At 66.7% G+C, this 21849-nt stretch carries 24 protein-coding genes and 1 pseudogene; 14 read left to right on the forward strand and 11 right to left on the reverse strand.

Annotation, left to right across the window (positions count from 1 at the left end):
* A pseudogene (locus tag QZS21_RS08130) lies at positions 1-428 on the forward strand (hypothetical protein); the annotation flags it as partial.
* A gap of 16 nt (positions 429-444) precedes the next feature.
* On the forward strand, positions 445-1470 hold the full coding sequence (locus QZS21_RS08135; RefSeq protein ID WP_295582194.1) for a galactose ABC transporter substrate-binding protein: 1026 nt from the start codon (positions 445-447) through the stop codon (positions 1468-1470).
* 41 nt (positions 1471-1511) lie between these two features.
* Here QZS21_RS08135 and QZS21_RS08140 read toward each other — a convergent pair whose 3' ends face one another.
* Both QZS21_RS08140 and QZS21_RS08145 read right to left on the reverse strand, forming a co-directional pair.
* Positions 1512-2435: an AEC family transporter gene (locus QZS21_RS08140; protein ID WP_295582196.1), complete on the reverse strand. Its 924-nt coding sequence runs from the start codon at positions 2433-2435 to the stop codon at positions 1512-1514.
* Positions 2436-2532: 97 nt separating this feature from the next.
* On the reverse strand, positions 2533-3357 hold the full coding sequence (locus QZS21_RS08145) for an AraC family transcriptional regulator (protein ID WP_295582198.1): 825 nt from the start codon (positions 3355-3357) through the stop codon (positions 2533-2535).
* Positions 3358-3504: 147 nt separating this feature from the next.
* Here QZS21_RS08145 and QZS21_RS08150 point away from each other — a divergent pair, with 147 nt between their 5' ends.
* From QZS21_RS08150 to QZS21_RS08165, 4 genes are read left to right on the forward strand one after another with little or no spacing between them, the layout of a single operon-like run.
* The gene (locus tag QZS21_RS08150) at positions 3505-4785 is read left to right on the forward strand and encodes a galactokinase family protein (RefSeq protein ID WP_295582200.1); all 1281 of its coding nucleotides are present in this window, start codon (positions 3505-3507) and stop codon (positions 4783-4785) included.
* Positions 4786-4799: 14 nt separating this feature from the next.
* Positions 4800-6287: a UDP-glucose--hexose-1-phosphate uridylyltransferase gene (galT, locus tag QZS21_RS08155; protein WP_295582202.1), complete on the forward strand. Its 1488-nt coding sequence runs from the start codon at positions 4800-4802 to the stop codon at positions 6285-6287.
* Positions 6288-6301: 14 nt separating this feature from the next.
* Positions 6302-7291 carry a UDP-glucose 4-epimerase GalE gene (gene galE / locus QZS21_RS08160; RefSeq protein WP_295582204.1) on the forward strand — a complete coding sequence of 330 codons (990 nt, stop codon included), beginning with the start codon at positions 6302-6304 and terminating at the stop codon, positions 7289-7291.
* Positions 7292-7294: 3 nt separating this feature from the next.
* A complete protein-coding gene (locus tag QZS21_RS08165) occupies positions 7295-8308 on the forward strand; it encodes an aldose epimerase family protein (RefSeq protein WP_295582206.1) in 1014 nt (337 codons plus the stop codon).
* Positions 8309-8368: 60 nt separating this feature from the next.
* On the opposite strand, the gene QZS21_RS08170 is transcribed toward QZS21_RS08165, so the two are convergent.
* The 3 genes from QZS21_RS08170 to QZS21_RS08180 all read right to left on the reverse strand — a co-directional run bounded on the left by QZS21_RS08170 (position 8369) and on the right by QZS21_RS08180 (position 10578).
* Entirely contained in the window at positions 8369-9349 is a 981-nt protein-coding gene (locus tag QZS21_RS08170; RefSeq protein WP_295582208.1) for a DUF4825 domain-containing protein, read from the reverse strand.
* Positions 9339-9827 (reverse strand): RNA polymerase sigma factor, encoded by a 489-nt coding sequence (locus tag QZS21_RS08175; protein WP_295582211.1) that lies wholly within the window; start codon positions 9825-9827, stop codon positions 9339-9341. The genes QZS21_RS08170 and QZS21_RS08175 overlap by 11 nt, the downstream gene beginning before the upstream one ends.
* A gap of 94 nt (positions 9828-9921) precedes the next feature.
* Positions 9922-10578 carry an HAD family phosphatase gene (locus QZS21_RS08180; RefSeq protein WP_295582213.1) on the reverse strand — a complete coding sequence of 219 codons (657 nt, stop codon included), beginning with the start codon at positions 10576-10578 and terminating at the stop codon, positions 9922-9924.
* A gap of 86 nt (positions 10579-10664) precedes the next feature.
* Here QZS21_RS08180 and thpR point away from each other — a divergent pair, with 86 nt between their 5' ends.
* Positions 10665-11162, forward strand: coding sequence for an RNA 2',3'-cyclic phosphodiesterase (gene thpR, locus QZS21_RS08185; protein WP_295582216.1), 498 nt, complete (start codon positions 10665-10667; stop codon positions 11160-11162).
* 46 nt (positions 11163-11208) lie between these two features.
* Here thpR and metG read toward each other — a convergent pair whose 3' ends face one another.
* Complete coding sequence (metG, locus tag QZS21_RS08190) at positions 11209-13188, reverse strand: methionine--tRNA ligase (RefSeq protein ID WP_295582218.1); 1980 nt, start codon at positions 13186-13188, stop codon at positions 11209-11211.
* Between the two features lie 258 nt (positions 13189-13446).
* On the opposite strand from metG, the gene QZS21_RS08195 reads away from it, so the two are divergent.
* Entirely contained in the window at positions 13447-14376 is a 930-nt protein-coding gene (locus tag QZS21_RS08195) for a LysR family transcriptional regulator (protein WP_295582220.1), read from the forward strand.
* A gap of 38 nt (positions 14377-14414) precedes the next feature.
* Here QZS21_RS08195 and QZS21_RS08200 read toward each other — a convergent pair whose 3' ends face one another.
* On the reverse strand, positions 14415-15773 hold the full coding sequence (locus QZS21_RS08200) for an MATE family efflux transporter (RefSeq protein WP_295582223.1): 1359 nt from the start codon (positions 15771-15773) through the stop codon (positions 14415-14417).
* Between the two features lie 124 nt (positions 15774-15897).
* On the opposite strand from QZS21_RS08200, the gene QZS21_RS08205 reads away from it, so the two are divergent.
* Positions 15898-16653, forward strand: a complete 756-nt coding sequence (locus QZS21_RS08205; RefSeq protein ID WP_295582225.1) for an exodeoxyribonuclease III — start codon at positions 15898-15900, stop codon at positions 16651-16653.
* Positions 16654-16672: 19 nt separating this feature from the next.
* Here the strand turns inward: QZS21_RS08205 and QZS21_RS08210 are convergent, their stop codons facing one another.
* Complete coding sequence (locus tag QZS21_RS08210) at positions 16673-16852, reverse strand: hypothetical protein (protein ID WP_295582227.1); 180 nt, start codon at positions 16850-16852, stop codon at positions 16673-16675.
* Positions 16853-16965: 113 nt separating this feature from the next.
* Between QZS21_RS08210 and QZS21_RS08215 the strand changes: the two genes are divergently transcribed.
* Positions 16966-17166 (forward strand): helix-turn-helix transcriptional regulator, encoded by a 201-nt coding sequence (locus QZS21_RS08215; RefSeq protein WP_308589323.1) that lies wholly within the window; start codon positions 16966-16968, stop codon positions 17164-17166.
* Between the two features lie 24 nt (positions 17167-17190).
* On the opposite strand, the gene QZS21_RS08220 is transcribed toward QZS21_RS08215, so the two are convergent.
* Positions 17191-17409 carry a helix-turn-helix domain-containing protein gene (locus QZS21_RS08220; RefSeq protein WP_295582232.1) on the reverse strand — a complete coding sequence of 73 codons (219 nt, stop codon included), beginning with the start codon at positions 17407-17409 and terminating at the stop codon, positions 17191-17193.
* A 775-nt stretch (positions 17410-18184) separates the two neighbouring features.
* Positions 18185-19081 carry a GPR endopeptidase gene (gene gpr, locus QZS21_RS08225; RefSeq protein WP_295582234.1) on the reverse strand — a complete coding sequence of 299 codons (897 nt, stop codon included), beginning with the start codon at positions 19079-19081 and terminating at the stop codon, positions 18185-18187.
* A 186-nt stretch (positions 19082-19267) separates the two neighbouring features.
* Between gpr and rpsT the strand changes: the two genes are divergently transcribed.
* The 4 genes from rpsT (at position 19268) to QZS21_RS08245 (ending at position 21319) form a co-directional block, all read left to right on the forward strand.
* Positions 19268-19531, forward strand: a complete 264-nt coding sequence (gene rpsT / locus QZS21_RS08230; RefSeq protein WP_295582236.1) for a 30S ribosomal protein S20 — start codon at positions 19268-19270, stop codon at positions 19529-19531.
* Positions 19532-19666: 135 nt separating this feature from the next.
* The gene (locus tag QZS21_RS08235; protein WP_295582239.1) at positions 19667-20434 is read left to right on the forward strand and encodes a TatD family hydrolase; all 768 of its coding nucleotides are present in this window, start codon (positions 19667-19669) and stop codon (positions 20432-20434) included.
* Positions 20435-20440: 6 nt separating this feature from the next.
* Positions 20441-21064, forward strand: a complete 624-nt coding sequence (locus tag QZS21_RS08240) for a TatD family nuclease-associated radical SAM protein (RefSeq protein WP_295582241.1) — start codon at positions 20441-20443, stop codon at positions 21062-21064.
* 24 nt (positions 21065-21088) lie between these two features.
* Positions 21089-21319, forward strand: coding sequence for a GlsB/YeaQ/YmgE family stress response membrane protein (locus QZS21_RS08245; protein ID WP_295582243.1), 231 nt, complete (start codon positions 21089-21091; stop codon positions 21317-21319).
* 67 nt (positions 21320-21386) lie between these two features.
* Here QZS21_RS08245 and QZS21_RS08250 read toward each other — a convergent pair whose 3' ends face one another.
* Positions 21387-21785, reverse strand: a complete 399-nt coding sequence (locus QZS21_RS08250) for a VOC family protein (protein WP_295582245.1) — start codon at positions 21783-21785, stop codon at positions 21387-21389.
* Positions 21786-21849: the final 64 nt, after the last annotated feature.

The raw sequence follows: 21849 nt of genomic DNA on the forward strand, positions 1-21849 counted from the left end.
GGCTGGAGGCGGCCCGGGCGCTGCTGGCGGCGGAGGGACGGCGGGGTGCCGTCTGCCGCCCCGCCGGGGAGGAGTCCCTGGGGGATGCCCTGGAGCGCTGCCTGGCCCAATCGCCGGAGGCGGTGGTGGCCTTTGAGGCCTCGGCCCTGGAGCAGGCGGCCGCCGCCGTCCAGGGGGCCGAGACGGCGCCGCTGCTGTACGGCATGGGGTCCACGGCGGCCATCGCCGCGTCGCTGGAGCAAAGCCGCATCACCGCCATCGCCGCCCAGAACGAGTTTGCCGCCGGGTATCTGGCGGTGGAGGCGGCGGTCCGGGCCGCCCGGCACGAGGCGGCGCCGCCGGTGGAGCCGCTGGACTTCGCCCTGGTGCGGCAGGAGAACATGTACGACCCGGACAACCAGAAGCTGCTCTTCCCGGTGACCCGGTGAGGGGGAAGGAGGTTCCATGAGACGGATTTGTGCGCTGCTGGCGGCGCTGTTGGGGCTGATGTGGCTGCCCGGCTGCGGCCAAAGCGACGCCCCGCCCACCATCCGCATCGGCGTGGCGCTGTACCAGCAGGACGACACCTTCATCTCCACCGTGGCCCAGGACCTCCAGCAGATGGCCCAGGCGGAGGAACAGGCCCGGGGGGTGAAGATCAACCTGAATCTGGCGGACGGCCGCAGCAGCCAGACGCTGCAAAACGAGCAGGTGGACCGGTTTTTGGACCGGGACTACGACGTGATCTGCGTGAACATCGTGGACCGCACCGCCGCTGCCGTGCTCATCGACAAGGCCCAGGCCGCCGGCGTGCCGGTGATCTTCTTCAACCGGGAGCCGGTGGTGGAGGACTTGAGCCGGTGGGAGCACGCCTATTACGTGGGCTCCCCCGCCGCCCGGGCGGGCCAGCTCCAGGGGGAGATTGTCCTCCGGGCCTGGCGGGAGGACCGGGCGGCCCTGGACCGGAACCGCGACGGGGTGGTGCAGTACGTGATGCTGGAGGGCGAGGCCGGCCATCAGGACGCCCTGCTGCGCACGGAGTACAGCATCAAGACGCTGACGGAGGCGGGGGTGGCCACGGAGAAGCTGGCCAACGACACCGCTGACTGGCAGCGGGGCCAGGCGGGCACCCGCATGGCGGAGTGGCTAGAGGCCTTTGGCGGCGGTCTGGAGGTGGTCTTCGCCAACAACGACGACATGGCCCTGGGGGCCATCGACGCCTGCCGGGCCGCCGGGCTTGCGCCGGAGGAGATGCCCTTCATCGTGGGGGTGGACGCCACCCGCCCCGCTCTTCAGGCGGTGGCGGACGGCACCCTGCGGGGCACCGTCCTAAACGACGCGGCGGGCCAGGCGGAGAACATGCTGGCCCTGGCCTGCGCCCTGGCGGAGGGCAGGGACCCGGCGGAGGCGGTGGAGCTGACGGACGGCAGGTACGTCTGGCTGGAGTATGTCACCGTCACCCGGGAGAATCTGCTGGACTATCTCTCCTGAGAAGAAGACCCCCGGCGGAGTACTCCGCCGGGGGCCGTTGTTCAAAGCTGATACAGGGCGACGATCAGGGGCATGGTGACGATGCAAAACAGCGTGGACACCACGTTGATGGCGCTGGCGTAGGACTCGTCCCCGCCGTAGATCTGGGCCAATTGGGTCACCATGGTGCCGGAGGGGGCGCAGGCGGCCAGCAGGCTGATGAGGAGGATCTCCCGCCCGTTGGGCAGCAGGGAGGCGATGCCGCTGTACTTCAGCACCAGCAGAATCACCAGCGGGTAGACAATCAGCCGCAGCAGCGTCACCTTCCACACCCCCGGAATGCGGATCACCCGCTTCAGGTCCACGCCCGCCATCAGCATGCCGATGATGATCATGCTGATGGGGCCCAGCATGCTGCCCACGGACTCCATGGCCCCCGCCGCCAGGGCGGGCAGGCGGATGTGGAGCAGGAACAGCGCCAACCCCAGCAGCATGGACAGGACGTTCAGATTGCCGAAGATGTTGCGGAAGGAGATGGTCCGCTCCCCGCTGAGGAGCATCCGGCAGTGGCTCCACAGCATGGAGACCTGCACCATCATGTACATACTGGTAAACAACAGCCACTCCTTGCCCAAAATGGCCCCCACCACTGGAATCAGCAGGTTCACGCAGTTGGAATAAACGGCGGAGGCCTGCTCCACCGGGTTCAGGCGGAGGGGCTTTTTCAAGAGGGCGGTGATGGCGAACATGAGTGCGTGGATCAAAATGGCGGCTCCCAGGGACAGCAGCATGGACTGGACCATCTCCCGGGAGAACTCCAGCTGGTAAGAGGTGATGATGACGCAGGGGTTGATGAGGTACAGCGCCACCACGGAGAGGTAGCGGCTGTCGTCCGCCTTGGCCCGTCCGGAGCGCACCAACAGCCAGCCCATCAGCATGGCCAGGAAGAGCTGGGCAATCTGCCGCAGCAGGAGAAGACTGATCATAGAACACGGCTCCTTTTTTGGGGGAATCGACTTTCCTTATCATACAGGAAACCGGGGAAAAGGACAATCCCCCTTTTGCCGAAACCTGGAAGGAGAATTACCCGGACGCCCCCGCCCGGTAGGCGGTGGGGCTGCACCCCGTCTCCCGGCGGAAGGCCCGGGAGAAGTAGAAGGGGTCCTGAAAGCCCACGGAGGCCGCCACCGCCCCCACCGGCAGCGTGCTGTGGCGCAGGAGCTGGCAGGCCCGCTGGATGCGGAACCGGGTGAGGTACGCGCTGGGGGAGCAGCCGTACTCCGCCTGAAAGGCCCGGTAGAGGCAGCTGCGGCTGACCCCCGCCTGCCGGGCCGTCTCCTCCACCCCCACCTCCCGGGAGTAGTTCTGCTGGAGGAAGGCGGCCCCCTGCCGGGCGTAGGCGGACAGGGGGGCCTCCCCCCGCCGGGGCGCGCCCTCCATCAACAGCCCCAGGGCCGCCTGGAGGTATCCCGCCATGCGCACGGCGCTGGGATAGTCGGTGCCCCGGGCCTTGTAGATCTCCAGCAGCCCCTGGCGCAGGCCGTCCCCCGCGGCGGGGCGCAGCACGGGCCGGGCGGCGGTGAAGGGGGTCTGGGCCAGCAGCAGCGGCGCCGCCGGGCCGGAAAAGCCCACCCAGTAGTACTCCCAGGGGTCGGCGTCGTCGGCGCGGTAGTAGATGGGCACGTCGGGCCGGGCCAGGAAGGCCTCCCCCGCCCGGAGGACGAAAGTCCTGCCATCCGCCTCGTAGCGCCCCCGGCCGGAGACCACGTAGTGCAGCAGATAGTGGTCCCGGACGCCGGGGCCCCACCCGTAGCCCGCTGGGCACTTCTGAAACCCCGCGTTGTAGACCAAAAGCGACAGCTCCTCCCGCTGGGCGGTTTTAAAGGAATACTTGAAATCCCGGTCCACGGCTCTCGCCTCCCCTCTCCCTCCAGCATACCTCCGCGCAACCGATTATGCAACAAAAATCCATGGAACTGGCCACCCCAGCACATGGAAAACCCCGCCCGGCGCTGGTAGGGTAGAGACATCGAGAAACACAAGGAGGGAAGCGCCATGGAACCGATGACTTTGGAAAACCGCCTGACCCGGGGGGAGCTGGACGAGACCCTGGCCCGCCTGTATGGACCGGACCGGGTGGAGGAGGCCCGCCGCCGCTGCGAGGGGGTGCTCTCCGGGTTTGCAAAGACCTTCGCCTGCCCGCCGGAGGCGCTGTTCAGTGCCCCGGGCCGCACGGAGCTGGGCGGCAACCACACCGACCACCAGCATGGACGGGTGCTGGCCGCCGCCGTGGACCTGGACATTCTGGCCGCCGCCGCCCCCAACCAGAGCGGCATGATCCGCTTGCAGTCCCAGGGCTACCCCCTCCTGGTGGTGGACCTGGGGGAGCTGGCCCCCAAGCCGGAGGAGGAGAACACCTCCGCCGCCCTGATCCGGGGGGTGGCCGCCCGGTTTGCCGCCCTGGGCTGTCCCCTGTCCGGGGCGGGGGCGGACGTGTACATGACCTCCACCGTCCCCGGCGGCAGCGGATTGAGCTCCTCCGCCGCCTTTGAGGTGCTGGTGGGCACGCTGCTCAACGCGCTGTTTTTCCAGGGGCGCTGCACCCCGGTGGAAATCGCCCAGATCGGCCAGTACGCGGAGAACGTGTTTTTCGGCAAGCCCTGCGGGCTGATGGACCAGACCGCCTCCTCCGTGGGGGGCGTGGTGGCCATCGACTTCGCGGACCCCGCCCGCCCGGCGGTGGAGCAGATCGCGCTGGATCTCCGCGCCGCCGGCTACGCCCTGTGCATTCTGGACTCCGGCGCGGGCCACGCGGATCTGACGGCGGAGTACGCCGCCATCACCGGGGAGCTGAAGGCGGTGTGCCGGTACTTCGGCCGGGAGACGCTGCGGGAGGTGGAGGAGGAGGCCTTCCTGGCCGCCCTGCCCCAGGTCCGCCGGGCCGCCGGGGACCGGGCGGTGAACCGGGCCTTCCACTTCTACGGGGAGAACCGCCGGGCCGCCCAGGAGGCCCAGGCCCTCCGGGACCGGGACTTCGACCGCTTTTTGGCCCTGGTGCGGGAATCCGGCCGCTCCTCCGCCCAGTATCTCCAAAACGTGATCCCCACCGGCCAGACGGTGAACCAGGAGCTGATGCTGACCCTGGCCCTGTGCGAGCGGATGCTGGAGGGCCGGGGGGCCGTCCGGGTCCACGGCGGCGGCTTCGGCGGCACCGCCCAGGCCTTCGTGCCTCTGGAGCTGCTGCCGAACTTCCGGCGGCGGACGGAGGCGGTGCTGGGCGAGGGCGCCTGCCACGTGGTCTCCATCCGCCCCGTGGGCGGCATTCAAATTGGGTGAGGAGGGAAGCGGGCATGAACATCCACCAAGCCATCGCGGACCTGACGGCCTATGCCGCCGCAACCGGCCTCATCGAGGCGGCGGATGAGACCTGGGCCGTCAACGGACTGCTGGAGGACCTGGGCCTCTCCGCGTGGGAGGCGGTGCCCCCCCGGGAGCGGCCCCTGGAGGAGATTCTGGGGGAGATTCTGGACTGGGCCGTGGCCCAGGGCCGCATTGAGGCGGGCGTCACCAGCCGGGACCTGTTCGACACGAAGCTGATGGGGCGGCTGACGCCCCGGCCCAGCCAGGTGGCCCGGACCTTCTGGGAGAAGTACCGGACTGCCCCGGAGGCCGCCACCGACTGGTACTACCGCCTGGCCCAGGACAGCGACTACATCCGGCGCTACCGCATCGCCCGGGACCAGAAGTGGGTGGCCGAGACGCCCTACGGGGCCCTGGACATCACCATCAACCTCTCCAAGCCGGAGAAGGACCCGCGGGCCATCGCCGCCGCCAAGGCGGCCCCCCAGGGGGGATACCCCAAGTGCCTGCTGTGCCGGGAGAACGAGGGCTACGCCGGGCGGCTGGACCACCCCGCCCGGCAGAACCACCGCCTCATTCCCGTCACCATCGACGGCGGGGACTGGTTTTTCCAGTACAGCCCCTATGTCTACTACAACGAGCACTGCATCGTCTTCAACGGCCGGCATGTGCCCATGCGGATCGACCGCTCCGCCTTCCGGAAGCTCCTGGACTTTGTGAAGCAGTTCCCCCACTACTTTGTGGGGAGCAACGCGGATTTGCCCATCGTGGGGGGATCCATTCTCAGCCACGACCACTTCCAGGGCGGCCGGTACACCTTCGCCATGGAGCGGGCCCCGGTGGAGCGGGCGGTGTCCTTCCCCGGATTCGGGGACGTGGAGGCGGGCATTGTCCGCTGGCCCATGTCCGTCCTGCGGCTGCGCTGCGGCGACGACAACCGCCTGGTGGACCTGGCGGAGCGGATTCTCGCCGCCTGGCGGGGCTATACGGATGAGGCCGCCGTCGTCTTCGCCGAGACGGACGGGGAGCCCCACAACACCATCACCCCCATCGCCCGGCGGCGGGAGGGGAAGTTTGAGCTGGATCTGGTGCTGCGGAACAACCTGACCACGCCGGAGCACCCCCTGGGCCTCTACCACCCCCACCGGGAGCTGCACCACATCAAAAAGGAGAACATCGGCCTCATTGAGGTCATGGGCCTGGCGGTGCTGCCCGCCCGGCTCCAGGGCGAGCTGGCGGCCCTGGGGGAGACGCTGGCGGCGGGCGGGGACCCCCGGCGGGACCCGGCGCTGGAAAAGCACGCCGACTGGGCGGAGACGCTCCGGGCGCGGCATGCCTTCACCCGGGAGAACGCCCCGGCCATCCTCCGCCAGGAGGTGGGGGCGGTGTTCGCCGCGGTGCTGGAGCACGCCGGCGTCTACAAGTGCACCCCGGAGGGCCGGGCGGCCTTTGCGCGGTTCATCCAAAGCGTGAAATAAGGAGGTAAACGAAGATGAAGACCATTCTCGTGGCCGGCGGCGCCGGCTATATCGGCAGCCACATGGTGGCGCTGCTGGTGGAACAGGGGTATGACGTGGTGGTGGTGGACAATCTCCGCACCGGCCACTGGCAGGCGGTGAAGGGCGCCAGAAAGCTGTACGTGGGCGACCTGCGGGACGGCGCCTTTTTAGACCAGGTGTTCAGCGAGAACGCCATCGACGGCGTCATCAACTTCGCCGCCTACTCCCTGGTGGGAGAGAGCGTCACCAATCCCCTGAAGTACTACGGCAACAACGTGGCCGGCTCCCAGTCCATGCTGTCGGCCATGCAGGCCCACGGCGTGGACAAGATCGTGTTCTCCTCCACCGCCGCCACCTACGGCGAGCCGGAGAAGCAGCCCATTGAGGAGCGGGACCGCACGGACCCCACCAACCCCTACGGCGCCACCAAGCTGGCCATCGAGGGGATGCTGAAGTGGTGCGACCGGGCCTACGGCATCCGCTATGCCGCGCTGCGCTACTTCAACGCCGCCGGGTCCAACCCGGACGTGGGCATCGGCGAGGACCACAACCCCGAGTCCCACCTGATTCCCCTGGTGATGAAGACCGCCCTGGGCCAGCGGGACCACATCGGCATCTACGGCGACGACTACCCCACCGCCGACGGCACCTGCATCCGGGACTACATCCACGTCCGGGACCTGGCGGAAGCCCACCTGCTGGCCCTGCGGCACCTGGAGAAGACCGGGGAGAGCGGCGTGTTCAACCTGGGCAGCGGCGACGGCTACTCCGTCAAGGAGATCATCGACACCGCCCGCCGGATCACCGGCCGGGAGATTCCCGCCGTGGTGGAGCCCCGCCGGGCGGGGGACCCCTCCGTGCTGATCGCCTCCAACCAGAAGGCCGCCCAGGTGCTGGGCTGGACGCCCCGCCGGGGCCTGGAGGAGATCATCGCCGACGCCTGGGCCTGGCACAGCGGCCACCCCAACGGCTACGAGGGCTGAGGGATGGTGACGGAGCGGCCCTTCGGCACCCTGGACGGACAGCCCGTCCCCCTGCTGACCATCACCGACGGCCCCTGCGCCGTGGAGCTGCTCCCCTTCGGGGCGGCGGTCCGGGCCATCCGGGTGCCGGACCGGGCCGGGACCCCTACGGACATCTGCCTGGGCTATGACCGCCTGGAGCAGTACCGGGAGCTGGACGCCTGCCTGGGCGGCACCATCGGCCGGTGCGCCAACCGCATCGGCGGCGGGACCTTCTCCCTCGGCGGCACGGTGTACCGCCTGGGGCGCAACGAGGGGGAGAACACCCTCCACGGCGGCGCGGTGGGCTTTCACAGGCGGCTGTGGGACTATGCCCTGGGGGAGAACCGGGTGGTCTTCACCCTGCGCTCCCCCGATGGGGAGGAGGGCTTTCCGGGCAATCTCCAGGTGGAGGCCGCCTATACCCTGGAGGGCGGCGCCCTCACCGTGGAATACCGGGGCGTGTCCGACGCGGACACGGTGGTGAACCTCACCAACCACGCCTATTTCAACCTGGCGGGCCACGACGGCGGGCCGGTGACGGACCATCGCCTGACGGTCCGGGCGGACCACTACACCCCCGCCGACGGCGGCATTCCCACCGGGGAGCTGGCTGCGGTGGGCGGCACCCCCCTGGACTTCCGCGCCCCCGGGGTGCTGGGGGAGCGGCTGGGGGACCCCTTTCTGGCGCCCACCCGGGGCTACGACCACAACCTGGTGCTCCAGGGCGGGCCGGGCGCGGCGGCGGAGGTCTGGTGTCCACGCACCGGCATCGCCCTGGCGCTGGAGACCTCCCTGCCCGGGGTGCAGCTCTACACCGCCGGGTGGCTGGCGGAGCGCCCCGGCAAGGGCGGCGCCGTCTACGGCCCGGGCCACGCCCTCTGCCTGGAGCCCCAGTATTTTCCGGACGCGGTGAACCACCCCGCCTTCCCCTCCCCGGTCCTCCGGGCGGGAGAACTGTACCGCCAGTTCCTCCGCTTCCGGTTTTCCGTGCGGTAAAAAGGACGCCGGAGCAGCCATGGCTGCTCCGGCGTCCTTTGCCGTCCGATGCGGGGGCGCTCACCCCATCAGCGCGTCGCAGAGGGCCTGGAACGCCGCAGGGGAGGCGGCGCAGGCCTTGATGTCCGCCTCCCCCGCCGTCGCCGCGGCCTCCGCCGCCGTGACGGTCCGGGTCTGCATCTCCCCGGCGCCGTCCCGCTCCAGGGAATAGGTCCAGGAGACCTGATCCAGATTGCCCACCAGGGCCAGCATCTGGGGCGCCAGAAGGGACTCCATGGTCTCGTCCAGCTGCCGGGCCCGGGCCTCCGGATAGGGGCCGGAGAACACCACCGTCCATCCGTAGGGGCGGGTGGAGGTCTGGAGCTGGGTGGTGTAGGCCCCCAGGGCCTCCAGATTCAGCGCCCTGGCCAGGCGGCCCAGGGCGGGGGCGTCCCCCACGTAGTCCGTCCGGGCGTCGTACCGCTCCAGGGCCTGCTGGGAGATGGCCCGGCCCGCCTGCCACACCAGCCGCCCGCACAGGTACACCTCCGCCACCCCGTCCAGGGGAATCTCCAGCTGGGCCTCGCCGGAGGAGAACAGCGGGGAGGCAATCACCTGCCGGGCCCACAGGTCCACCCGCTCCCCCTCCCGCTCTTGCCGCCAGCCGTGGTAGGCGGTGCCGGACCAGAGGGAGGCCACGTCCAGGTGCAAAACCTCCGCCCCGTCCGTCCGGGCGGAGAGCACCGCCAGCCCCTGCTCCTGGGCCTGGGTGCCGATGCAGAAGACCTTCACCGCCAGTCCCGCCGCCAGGGCCAGCGCCGTCAGCAGCACCGCCAGCAGCACCCGCCGCCGGTTCCGGTGCTTGACGGCCTTCAGGTAGTCCACCTCCCGGGCGGTCTCCGCCGGGGCCTCCGGGGCGGCCATGTCCGCCCGCAGGGCGGCGCACGCCGGGCACTGGGCCAGGTGGGCCTCCACGGCCCGGTTGGTCTCCTGGGCCGTCAGCCCCTCCACAAACGAGGGCAGCAGGTCCCGCACCACCGGGCAGGTCAGTTCATTTTTCATCGCTCGTTCCTCCGTTCCGCAGGGATTCCTTGCTCCGGTAAAAGGTCACTCTGGCCCAGGTCTCCGTCCGCCCCAGCACGTCTCCGATCTCCCGGAAGGTGAGGCCGCCGAAGGCCCGGAGATACACCACCTCCCGGGCGGGCTCCGGCAGGCCGTGGACCTGGCGCAGAAGGGCCATCCGCCCCTCCTGGGCCACGGCCCCCTCCTCCGCCGAGGGCGCCGCGGCCTCCGGCGGCGCCGCGGGCATGGGGGCCTCCCGCCGGTGCTTGCGCAGGTGCTGGTACCACAGGTGCTTGGCGATCTGGCACAGCCAGACGGAGAGCTTGCATCCGCCGTCAAACCGCTCGATGGACCGGACCGCCTGGAAAAAGGTCTCCTGAGTCAGCTCCTCCGCCAGGTCCGGGTCGCGGCATTGGGAGAGGAGAAATTTGTACACGGTTTGGGCGTGCTGGCGGTATGCCTCGTTCAGATCGGTCATGGGCTCCCCTCCTTTCCAACCCCTATATCCCCCCGGCGGGGGAAACGTTACAGCGCCGGCGAAAAAAAGCGGACGGGCACCGCCCGTCCGCCTGTCACTGCGGTGTTTCGCTCTGGAACATCTCCTCGAAGGAGGTGATGTATTCGTCCGCCAGGGCCCGGATGGCGGCCTGGTCCTCCTGGGCGGAGGGGTCGTACACGCCGCAGACCCGGAAGCCCGCGGCCTTGGCGGTCTGGACGGCGTGGAGGGCGTCCTCGAAGATCACCGTGTCCTTCTTGTTGGACTGGAGGCGCCGCATGGCCCGCTCGTAGATCTCCGGGTCGTCCTTTCCCCGGCCCACCTCCTGGCAGGTGAGGATGCCCCGGAAGTAGGACAGGATGCCCGCGTGGCGGAGGGCCGCCTCCGCCAGGTGGCGGTCCGTGGCGGTGGCCACGTACATCCACACCCCCTCCATTTTCAAAAGGGACAAGAACTTTTCCACGCCGGGCTTGGCCTGGACCTCGCAGCGGTAGAAGTGGTCGATCTGCCCCTCAATCAGCCCCACGATCTCCTCCACCGTCTGGGGCATGCGGTAGGCCTCCTTGCAGTAGGCGGCCCCCTGGCGCAGCGTCATAGTCTTCAGCCTCTCCTGGAGGTCCGGCTCCGGCCGGATGCCCTGCTTCCACAGCATGCACGGCCCCAGCTCCCGCCAGATGTGCATGGAGTCCAGCAGCGTGCCGTCCATGTCAAAAATCGCGCTTTGCAGTCTCATCGTCGGTTTCCTTTCCGTTTTTTCCGTATTGCGGCTATTATACCACCGTGTTAGGATGGAATACAACCAAAAGGAGGGAATGTGCCATGCGATTGTTTGCAGCCGTCCGGTGCCCGCCGGCGGTGGAGGCGGCCCTGGTGCGGACCATGGCCGACCTGGGGCGGGAGGGCCGGGCCGCCTTCACCCCCCGGGAGAACCTGCACCTGACCCTGGCCTTCCTGGGGGAGACGGACAACCTCGCCGGCGCCGTCTCCGCCCTGGAGCAATCCTGCACCGGCGGCCCCTTCTCCGTCACCCTGGGGGGCCTGGGCGCCTTTGAGCGGCTGTGGTGGGCGGGGGTTTTGCCGGCGCCACGGCTGGAGGACCTGGCCCGCCGGGTGCAGTCGGCGCTGCGCCGGGAGGGGTTCGCCCTGGAGGACCGCCCCTGGACGCCCCACGTCACCCTGGCCCGCCGCTGGCAGGGCCCGCCGCCCACGGCTTCGGTGGAGGAGACGGCTTGGGCGGTGGAGGCGGTGTCGCTGCTGGAGTCCCTTCGGGGGCCGGAGGGGCCGGTATACCGGGAGCGCCGCCGCTTCCCGCTGTGAGGGCGCGAAAAAGGGTCCGGGCCGAAAGGCCCGGACCCAAATGCATTCAGCAGAGCTTGGCGCCGGCTGGGATGGCGTCGTCCACGATGATGAGGTGCAGCTTCTCCTCCCCCTGCTCGGTGTGGACGGCGGAGAGCAGCATGCCGCAGCTCTCCTGGCCCATCATCTTCCGGGGGGGCAGGTTCACGATGGCCACCAGGGTCTTGCCCACCAGCTGCTCCGGCTCGTAGAACTTGTGGATGCCGGAGAGAATCTGGCGGTCGGTGCCGGTGCCGTCGTCCAGGGTGAATTTCAGCAGCTTCTCGCTCTTTTTCACCGCCTCGCAGGCCTTCACCTTCACCGCCCGGAAGTCGGACTTGCAGAAGGTGTCGAAGTCCACCTGCTCCGTCAGCTGGGGTTCCAGGGAGATGGCAGGCAGCGCGGATTGCCGCTCCGCGGCCTCCGCCGCCTCCAGGTCCGCCAGCGCCTGGTCCATGTCGATGCGGGGGAACAGGTTCTCCCCCTTGGTGGTGGCGGCGGTCTCCGGCAGGGCGCCCCAGGTTCCGGCGCTGTCCCAGGTCTGGAGGTCCGCCCCGGCGCCGATCTGGGCGAAGAGCTTCTGGCAGCTCTCCGGCATGAAGGGGCTGAGGAGGATGCCGCAGATGCGGGTGGCCTCCAGCAGGTTGTACAGCACGTGGGCCAGGCGGCCGCCGTTTTGTTCCATGTCCTTGGCCAGGGCCCAGGGGGCGGTCTCGTCGATATACTTGTTGGCCCGCTGGATGACCTTGAACACCTCCGCCAGGGCGTTGTGGGGGGCGTAGGCCTCCATCTGGGATTCATAGGCCCCCCGCAGGGCGGAGGCCATGGCGGTCAGTTCCGTGTCGCAGGCCAGGGGCGCGGACCAGCGGCTGCACCCCTGGGGCAGCGTGCCGCCGAAGTACTTCCCCGCCATGGCGGTGGTGCGGGAGACCAGATTGCCCAGGTCGTTGGCAAGGTCCGTGTTGATGGTCTGGATCAGCAGCTCATTGGAGAAGTTGCCGTCGGAGCCGAAGGGGAAGGTCCGCATCAGGAAGAACCGCAGGGCGTCCACGCCGAACTGCTCCGCCAGAATATAGGGGTCCACCACGTTGCCCTTGGACTTGGACATCTTGCCGCCGTCCAGCAGCAGCCAGCCGTGGCCGAAGACGTGCTTGGGCAGGGGCATCTCCATGCTCATCAGCATGGCGGGCCAGATGATGGAGTGGAAACGGACGATCTCCTTGCCCACGAAGTGGACGTCCGCGGGCCAGTACTTCTCATAGTCGTCATAGCGGTCGTTGAGGAAGCCCAGGGCGGTGGTGTAGTTGAAGAGGGCGTCCACCCACACGTAGACCACATGGCCCTGGTCGAAGTCCACGGGAATGCCCCAGGTGAAGCTGGTCCGGGAGACGCACAGATCCTCCAAACCGGGGTCGATGAAGTTTTTCACCATCTCGTTCACCCGGCTGCGGGGCTGGAGGAAGTCGGTGTTCTCCAGCAGATCCCGGACCTTGCCGGCGTACTTGCTCAGGCGGAAGAAGTAGGCCTCCTCCTCCGCGTCCACCACCGGGCGGCCGCAGTCGGGGCAGCAGCCGTCCTTGAGCTGGCTGTCCGTCCAGAAGGACTCGCAGGGGGTGCAGTACTTGCCTTTGTAGGAGCCCTTATAGATGTCCCCCTTGTCGTACATCTTCCGGAAGATGCGCTGGACGGCGGAGACGTGGTAGTCGTCGGTGGTGCGGATGAAGCGGTCGTTGGAGATGTTCATCAGCTTCCACAGGTCCTTGACGCCCCGGGGGCCCTCCACAATCCGGTCCACAAATTCCTTGGGAGTGACGCCGGCCTCTCCGGCCTTGGTCTCGATCTTCTGGCCGTGCTCGTCGGTGCCGGTGAGGAAGCACACGTCGAACCCGTGAAGCCGCTTGTAGCGGGCCATGGCGTCGGTGGCCACGGTGCAGTAGGTGTGGCCGATGTGGAGCTTGTCCGAGGGGTAGTAGATGGGGGTGGTGATATAAAAGGTTTTCTTTTCCATAGGGGCTCTCCTTTTTTTTGCGGCCGCTCCGAATGGAAGAGGGCCGGTATTTGCAAAACAGTTTTATTATTATACCGCCTGCCGCCGGGAATTACAACGCTTTGCGGGGATTTTCCCCGGAAAAGGGGGGCTGCCGCCGGCGGGCGGGAAAAAATTCACAGAAAAGTCCTTGAGGCGGCCGGGGGCCCTGGGGTACAATGGCCTCAGTGCAACCGGCGGCGCATCGCCGCGCCGCAGGCAGAGAAACGGAGGCAGGCCATGGACATCAAAAACCCGGAATACATCCTGGAGATCGCCCGGCAGCAGAGCGTCACCCACGCAGCGGAGAAGCTGTTCGTCACCCAGTCCACCCTGAGCCAGTACCTGATCAAGCTGGAGGGAGAGCTGAACACCCCCCTCTTCCTCCGGGATAAAAACAAGCTGATTCCCACCGCCGCCGGGCAGATCTACCTCCAGGCGGCCCAGGACATCCTCCGCATCCAGGACACCGCCCAGGCCGGCATCGCCGCGCTGAAAAACGAGGGCTGCATCCGCCTGGGCTGCTCCTCCTGGGGGCTGGACCTGGTGGCCAGCAGCCTCACCGCCTTCAAGGAGCACTTCCCCTCCGTCACCCTCAAGCTCTTTGAGAACCGGTACGCCCAATTGAAGGCCATGATGCAGGCGGGAAAGCTGGATTTGGCAGTGGTGGCCGTCACGCCGGAGGACGACCTGCCCGCCCAGGGCTACACCCACCTGTGCCGGGAGGAGCTGGTGCTGGTGCTGCCGGCGGACCACCCCTTCTGCGCCGCCCATCCCCGGCTGCGGAAGATCAAGCCGGCGGTGCTGGCGGAGGAGCTGCGGGACGTGAGCTTCATCTTCTCCGACGAGGGGTCCACCATCCGCAAGCTGGAGGACCAGCTCTTCGGGGAGCTGATGTTCCGGCCCAACGTGGTGTGCGAGCTGAACCGGGACGACTTCACCCAGAAGATGGTGGCCAACGGCGCGGGGGCGGCCATCGTCCCGGCGGCGGACATCCGGGGCTTTGCCTCGGTCCGCTCCTTCCGGTTCGATCCGCCGCTGTGCCGGGAGGACATTTTGGTGTTCCGCCGGGACGTGGAGAAGACGGAGGCCCTGGCCTGCCTGGAGAGGATTCTGGTGGCCACCTCCCAGTCCGACCGGGAGGTGGAGTTTTTGGCGGAGGCGGAATAGACGGACAGGGCGCCCCTTTTGGGGCGCCCTGTGGGTGTTCAGGCCTGGTCCGCCAGGCTGCCGCGGCGCTTCCAGCGGCCGGAGCAGTAGTACCCCACGGACAGCGCGCAGCCCAGAATCCAGCCGATGCCAATGCCGTAGTACATGTAGTCCGGGCCGTAGCGGTTGGCCAGCCAGTAGACCATGGGCACCCGGAGCAAAATCAGGGAGAGGACCACGTTCACCATGGGGAATACGCTGTCCCCCGCCCCCCGCATGGCGTTGTTCAGGCAGAACATGACGGAGAAGGGGATGTAGAAGGGCATGACGCACCGCAGGTACACCGCCCCCGCCCGGACCACCGTGGGGGTGTCGGAGAAGACGCCCACCAGGGCGGGGGCCAGGGGAATCAGCACCAGCATGGCCACCGACCAGACCACGGAGGCGGCCACCGTCACCCGGATGCCCTGCCGGGCCCGGTCCAGCCGCCGGGCGCCGATGTTCTGGCCCACAAAGGCGGTGACGGCGTTGGAGAGGCTCTGCACCGGCAAAAAGGCCAATTGGTCCAGCCGGGAGCCCACGTTGTAGGCGGCGGTGAACTCCTTGCCGAAGGTGTTGATCTTGCTCATCACCGCGATGGACCCCACGGCGATGAGGGACATCTGGATGCCCGCCGGCAGGCCGATGCCCATGATCTGGCGGAAGAGGGCCTTGTCAAACCGGAGGCAGAGGGGGCGGATGGCGATGGCGGGATAGCGGCGGCGGATGTAGAAGAGGCCGAAGAGCCAGGAGAAGGCCTGGGAGAGGATGGTGCCCAGGGCCACGCCCAGCACCCCCAGCCCGCAGACCAGCACCAGCGTCAAATCCAGGAAGATGTTCATCGCCGCCGAGACGGACAAAAACAGCAGCGTGGTCCGGCTGTTGCCCAGGCCCCCCAGAATGCCGGCGTTGAGGTTGTAGCCGATGCTGCCCGCAAGGCCCGCGCAGACCACCGTCAGGTAGAGCCAGGCCTCCGCCCAGGCCCCCGCCTCCACCCGCATCAGCAGGAGGATGGGCTTCACCGCCGCCACCGCCAGCAGCGTGATGGGCACGGCGGAGAGGGTGAAGGCGGTGTAGATGGTGTCCACCGCGTCCCGGACCCGGTCCATCCGCCCGGCGCCGTAGAACTGGGCGATGACCACGGTGCCGCCGTTGGAGAGGCCCATGAACAGCGAGGTGAACATGAAGAGGATGGGAAAGCCCACCCCCACGGCGGCCAGGGCCCCGTCCCCCACGTACCGGCCCACCACCCAACTGTCCACCATGTTGTAGAGCTGCTGGAAAAAACTGCCCAGCAGCAGGGGCAGTGCGAAATAGAAGATGTGCCCTGCGGGGCTGCCGGCGGTCATGTTCCGCGCGCCGGAGGGAGATGCGTCCATAGCGGTTTCCTCCATCCTTGTGGATATAAGAGTACTGTACTCCCTTTTTGCCGCCGGGGCAATCTTGTTTTTTTCGGCGAAATCGGATACAATGTGGAAAACGAGACTGCATAAGGAGGACCCCATGAGACTGGTATCCTGGAACGTCAACGGCCTGCGGGCCTGCCTGGGAAAGGGCTTTTTGGACTTCTGCGCCGTGGCCGGGGCGGATGTGATCTGCTTGCAGGAGACGAAGATGCGGCCGGAGCAGGCGGAATTCGATCTGCCGGGCTATGAGCGCTATTGGAACTGCGCCGACAAGGCGGGCTATTCCGGCACGGCGGTGTTCACCCGCCGCCCCCCGCTGAACGTGACCTACGGCTTCGGCGCCGACGAGCACCGCCACGAGGGCCGGGTTATCACAGCGGAGTACGAGGACTTCTACCTGGTGTGCTGCTACACCCCCAACTCCAAGGACCAGCTCTCCCGCCTGCCCTACCGCATGACCTGGGAGGACGACATCCGGGAGTATCTGCTGGAGCTGGACGGGAAGAAGCCGGTGGTGTACTGCGGGGACCTGAACGTGGCCCATCAGGAGATCGACATCAAAAACCCCAAGGCCAACCGCCGGAACCCCGGCTTTTCCGACGAGGAGCGGGAGAAGATGACCCGGCTGCTGGAGAGCGGCTTTGTGGACACCTTCCGCCAGCTCTACCCGGACAAGACCGGCGCCTACTCCTGGTGGAGCTACCGCTTCAACGCCCGGGCCAACAACGCCGGGTGGCGGATCGACTACTTCATCGTCTCGGAGCGGCTGAAGGACAAGATCCGGGCCGCCGACATCTGGAACGAGGTGCCTGGCAGCGACCACTGCCCGGTGATGCTGGAATTGGATCTGTAAAGAGAGAACAGCCCGGCCGTCAGGTCGGGCTGTTGAACGCCTGCAGCCGGGCCAGGGCCTCCTCGTCCAGGGTCCCCTCCCGCTGCATCCGGAGGCCTGCGGCGGTCATGGCATGGGCCTTTTCCAGAAGGAGCGTGGCCTCGTCTATGGCGCGCAGAAGAGTCTCGTAAGCGGTCTGGTAGTCTAGTTCCTGGGACATGTACATCACCTCCTGTATATTTTAACCTGAAACAGGTTAAAACATCGAGGGCTGTTTGCAGGACGGTAGGATATGGGCATGAGGTGATGCCTGTGTACCCAAGGATACGAGACTTGCGGGAGGACAGTGAGCGCAAGCAAAGGGAGATCGCGGAGCTGCTGGGGATGTCCCAGACCGGATATTCCAAATACGAAACCGGGGAAAACGACATTCCCGTGGGGATTTTAATCAAACTGGCGGACCTGTATCAAACCAGCACGGACTATCTGCTGGGACGCACGGACCAGCGGGAGCCCTATCCGCCCAAAAAGTAAGACCAGCCGGTGTGAGGGCTGGTCTTACTTTTTTCGGGGATAAGGCCGGGGATCGTCTGTCAACCCCGCCAAATAATCCATGCTGGTCTCCAGCGCCAGGGCGATGCGGCGGCATTGTTCCAAAGTTATGTTCCGCTTTCCCGTCTCGATTTTGGAATAATCGCTCTGGTCGATCCCGGTGAGCATCTGCATTTTCACCTGGGAATATTTGCGCGCTGTCCGCAGAATTTTCATTGGCGTCATATCATCACCCACTCAAATTATGCCTCATGGACCTATTGAGAATAGGGTTATTTCGACCTATTTCTTCTAAGGATACCATTCAAACCCCAGACCAATGCCGCTGCGTCCGCCGCCTCTTCTACCGCCAGGCCGGCGCTGAGCGAAGCGGGGAGCGCGGAAAGCGGAGCAGGGGCCTTCCGATGAGCACCCCACCCCAGCACACGTCCCACCCGCGGGAACCGCACTCCCAAAAATCGTACCATGTCCGGCGCGAGCCGGTAGGAGGCCACCCAGGAACCGGAAGCACCGGCTCCGAAGACCCCTGCTGTGCGAAGTTGACCCCAGAGGGGTCAATTTCGCAAGGAAACAGCGTTTTTCTTTTGGACCGTGCACGGCCCGTTTTTTTCGGCAAGACGTTTTGGGGTCCCCGCAGAGACCCAGCGAAGCGGTCTCTGTGGGGAGCGGAGGAGCAAGGGAGCGGGCGCAGTTTTCGCCGCAGGCGGAAACGGAGGCAAGCGGACTTTGCGACGACGCCATGGGGGGGTGCATTCCGTGCCGCAAAGCGGCACACCCTCGTCCCGCCCCCGTGGGGCGGAAATCTTCGCGTCTGCGCTGTGCGCGGCCATTCAATCGCTCCCGCCGGGCGCATCCCCGCCCCGTGGACGGAAACACTCGTCCCGGTGAGCGGCCGTCCTTCCGCCCCGCTGGGCATATCCCCCTGCCCCCGCGCCGGGGCGCGTCCGTCCCTCTCGGCCACCCAAGGAGCCGCCCCCGCCGGGCAAACACCCCTCATTCCTTATGAGAGCAGCGCATTCATCTCCTCGATCTCCAGGTCCTGAAGGGCCCAGTTGATCCCATATCCAACGACCTTCCCCAGGTCCCGCACCTGCTGGTCGATGTCCCGAGGCGTCACCATCAAATCCTGTTTTCCTCCCCGGAGCTTTTCCGGGGAGAACTCCGCCAGCCCCTGCTCCTCCAGCAGGTCCGCCGCCAGCGTGGCGGCGTCCACCACCGTGGGAATCCCCACGGCGAACACCGGCACCCCCAGGGTCTCCTGGTTCAGCGCCCAGCGGTGGTTCCCCACGCCGGACCCGGGGACGATGCCGGTGTCCGAGAGCTGCACCGTGGCGCACACCCGCTCGCAGCGCCGGGAGGCCAGGGCGTCCACGGCGATGACCAGGGCGGGCTTCACCTGCTCCACCAGTCCCCGCACCGCCTCGGCGGACTCCACCCCCGTGGTGCCCAGCACCCCGGTGCGGAAGGCCGCCACCGGCCGGAAACCGGAGAAGTGTTTGGGCATGGCGGCGATCAGGTGCCGGGTGATGAGCACGCTGTCCAGCGCCAGCGGCCCCACCGCGTCCGGCGTCATGGCGGCGTTGCCCAGGCCCACCACCAGGGCCGCCCCCTCCGGCGGCAGCAGGGTTTTCAACTGGCTGCCCACCGCCCGGACCGCCCGCTCGAAAAAGTCCGCCTTCCGCTGCCAGAAGGTGGTCAGGTCGATGGTGAGGTAGCTGCCCTGGGGCTTGCCCAGGGCCTCCTCCCCCCGCTGATCCAGAATGTCCACCCGGGTCACCGGATAGCCCTCCTGCTTTTGCTTTGTGGCCTTCACACCGTGGAGCCGGGTGGTTTTTTCCGCCGATTCCTGCCACAGTTCCCGGGCCTCCAGGGCCAGGTCCGTCCGTTTGATAAACAAAATGCTCTGCCTCCCAACACAAAATCTTGTGGTCTTGCCCCTATGTTTTGCGTTGCGGAATACAATATACAAAAATAGAACAGAAAATGTAAAAAAAGACTTGCTTTTTGCGGCGTTCCCTGCTAAAATATCATTCTGCACGGTGGAAAATTCCACCGGGTGAATTTGCCTAAGGAGGTGTTTGGTTTGCCGAATATTAAGTCTGCCAAGAAGCGCGTTCTGATCGCTGAAGTGAAAAACGCACGGAATAAGGCTGCAAAGTCCGATCTGAAGACTGCCATCAAAAAGTTCGAGGTTGCTGCCGCAGAAGGCAATCGCACCGAGGCCGATGGCGCTTACAAGGTTGCCGTGAAGAAAGTCGACCAGGCTGTTGCCAAGGGCGTTCTGCACAAGAATACGGCCGCTCATAGAAAGAGCGCCATGACCCTGAAGCTCAACCAGATCGGCTGATCGTGCTGAGATAGAAAGGACATCCGCTGGATGTCCTTTTTCTTTTGTCCTGGCCCTGGTTTTTTGAAAAAACTGTGGTAGAATACCAGCAAGCGGCGCCGCTGCGCCGGAATCCCACGGAAGCGAGGTGAGCCTGTGGCTCTGTTTGACACCCATGCCCATTACGACGCCGGCGGCTTTGACGCCGACCGGGACGAGGTGCTCTCCGCCCTCCCCGCCGCGGGCGTGGCCCTGGTGGTGAATCCCGGGTGTGACGTGGAGAGCTCCCGGGCCGCCGTGGCCCTGGCGGAGCGGTACCCCCACGTCTACGCCGCCGTGGGGCTGCACCCGGAGGACTGCGCCGGCGCCGGAGAGGCGGAGCTGGAGGCCGTCCGGGCGCTGTGCGGCCACCCCAAGGTGGTGGCCGTGGGGGAGATCGGCCTGGACTACTACTGGGCGGAGAACCCGCCCAAACCGTTCCAGCAGACGCTGTTTCGCCGCCAGATGGCGCTGGCCCGGGAGCAGGGTCTGCCGGTGATCGTCCACGACCGGGAGGCCCACGGGGACGCCCTGGCCATTGCCTTGGAATTTCCGGAGGTCCGGGGGGTGTTCCACTGCTTTTCCGGCAGTCCGGAGATGGCGGCGGAACTTTTGAAGCGGGGATGGTATCTGGGCTTCGACGGGCCCATCACCTATAAAAACGCCCGCCGGGCGCCGGAGGTGGCCGCCGTCACCCCGCTGGAGCGGATTCTCATCGAGACGGACGCCCCCTACCTCTCCCCCGTCCCCCATCGGGGCAGGCGGAACGACAGCCGGAACCTGCCCCACATTCTGGAGACCCTGGCGGCGTGGAAGGGCGTCCCCGCCGGAGAGCTGGAGCGCATCACCATGGAAAACGGAAAACGCCTGTTTGGACTGGAGTGACCTGCTATGGAAAAAGGATTTACCATCACCTATGAATACGGGGACAACCTGTATGTAAACACCACCAACCGCTGCGACTACCGCTGCTCGTTCTGCCTGCGGCACAACGGGCACTCCGGCGGCAGCATCTACAACGACAACCTCTGGCTGGAGCGGGAGCCCACCCGGGAGGAGATTCTGACCTCCATCGAGGCCCGGGACCTCTCCCGGTACCGCCAGCTGGTGTTCTGCGGCTTCGGCGAGCCCAGCTACCGCATCGATGACATCGTCTGGGTCATTGACCAACTGAAGGCCGCGGGGAAGAAGATATTCACCCGGATGGACACCAACGGCACCGGCTGCCTGATTCACGGCCGGGACATCTGCCCGGAGTTTGCGGGCCGGTTCGACATGGTGTCCATCTCCCTGAACACCGACACGGCGGAGAAGTACGAGGCCCTGTGCCGCCCCCAGCTGCCCGGCAGCTACCAGGCCATGAAGGACTTTGCCAAGGAGATTCAGGCCTACGTGCCCCAGGTGATGATGACGGTGGTGGACACCATTCCGCCGGAGGAGATCGAGGCCTGCCGGAAGATCTGCGAAGAGGAGATTGGCGCCGTCTACCGGGTGCGGGCATATATTGAGGACTAAAGAAATAAAGAGAGGTACGACCATATGATCGGAGCATTGATTTTGGGTGCCCTGGTGGGCTGGATCGCGGGAAAGGTGATGAACGTGGAGGGCGGCCTCCTGCGGAACATTGTCATCGGCGTGGTGGGCTCCTTCGTGGGCAGCGCCGTGTTCGGGATTCTGGGCTTCCGGGCCTACGGGCTGTTTGCGGAGCTGCTGGTGGGCGTGGTGGGCGCCTGCCTGTTCATCTGGATCGGGCGGAAGCTGTTCCACTGAGCGGCGGACCCCGGGAGAGGACATCCTGTTAAGAAAAAAGAGCGGCGGCCATAGGCCGCCGCTCTTCTCACAGCATTTTCAAAAGTTCGATCTGCTCCCCGGAGGGGCCGGTGAAAAACCAGTTCTCCAGGCCGCCGAAGAGGGAGGGGACCACCCGCTTTTGGGGCGTGAGGAAGGTGTCCACCCCGGCGGCGCGGATGGCGGCGGCGGTGGCGTCGATGTCGTCCACGTAGACGGCGAAGTGGGGGAGGTTGCCCTCTCCCGTGGGGACGGGGGTGGGGGACTGAATCAGCTCCAGCGTGACGCCGCCGAAGTCCACCAGCGCCAGCTTCTTCTCCCCGTCCGGCGTGGTGACGGCGCCCCGTTTGAGCAGCGCGCCGCCGATGTTCTCATAAAAGGCGATGCTGGCGTCGATGTCCTGCGTGTAAACGGCGATATGCCCCAGGCCCTGGAAATGCTCCTTCATGTACTGCTCCTCCTTGATGATCCTGCCGGCTTGCGGCGATTCCTACCTCTGATATAGCACATTT

It is taken from the genome of uncultured Oscillibacter sp. (assembly GCF_900544955.1).
Classification (GTDB): Bacteria; Bacillota; Clostridia; order Oscillospirales; family Oscillospiraceae; genus Oscillibacter.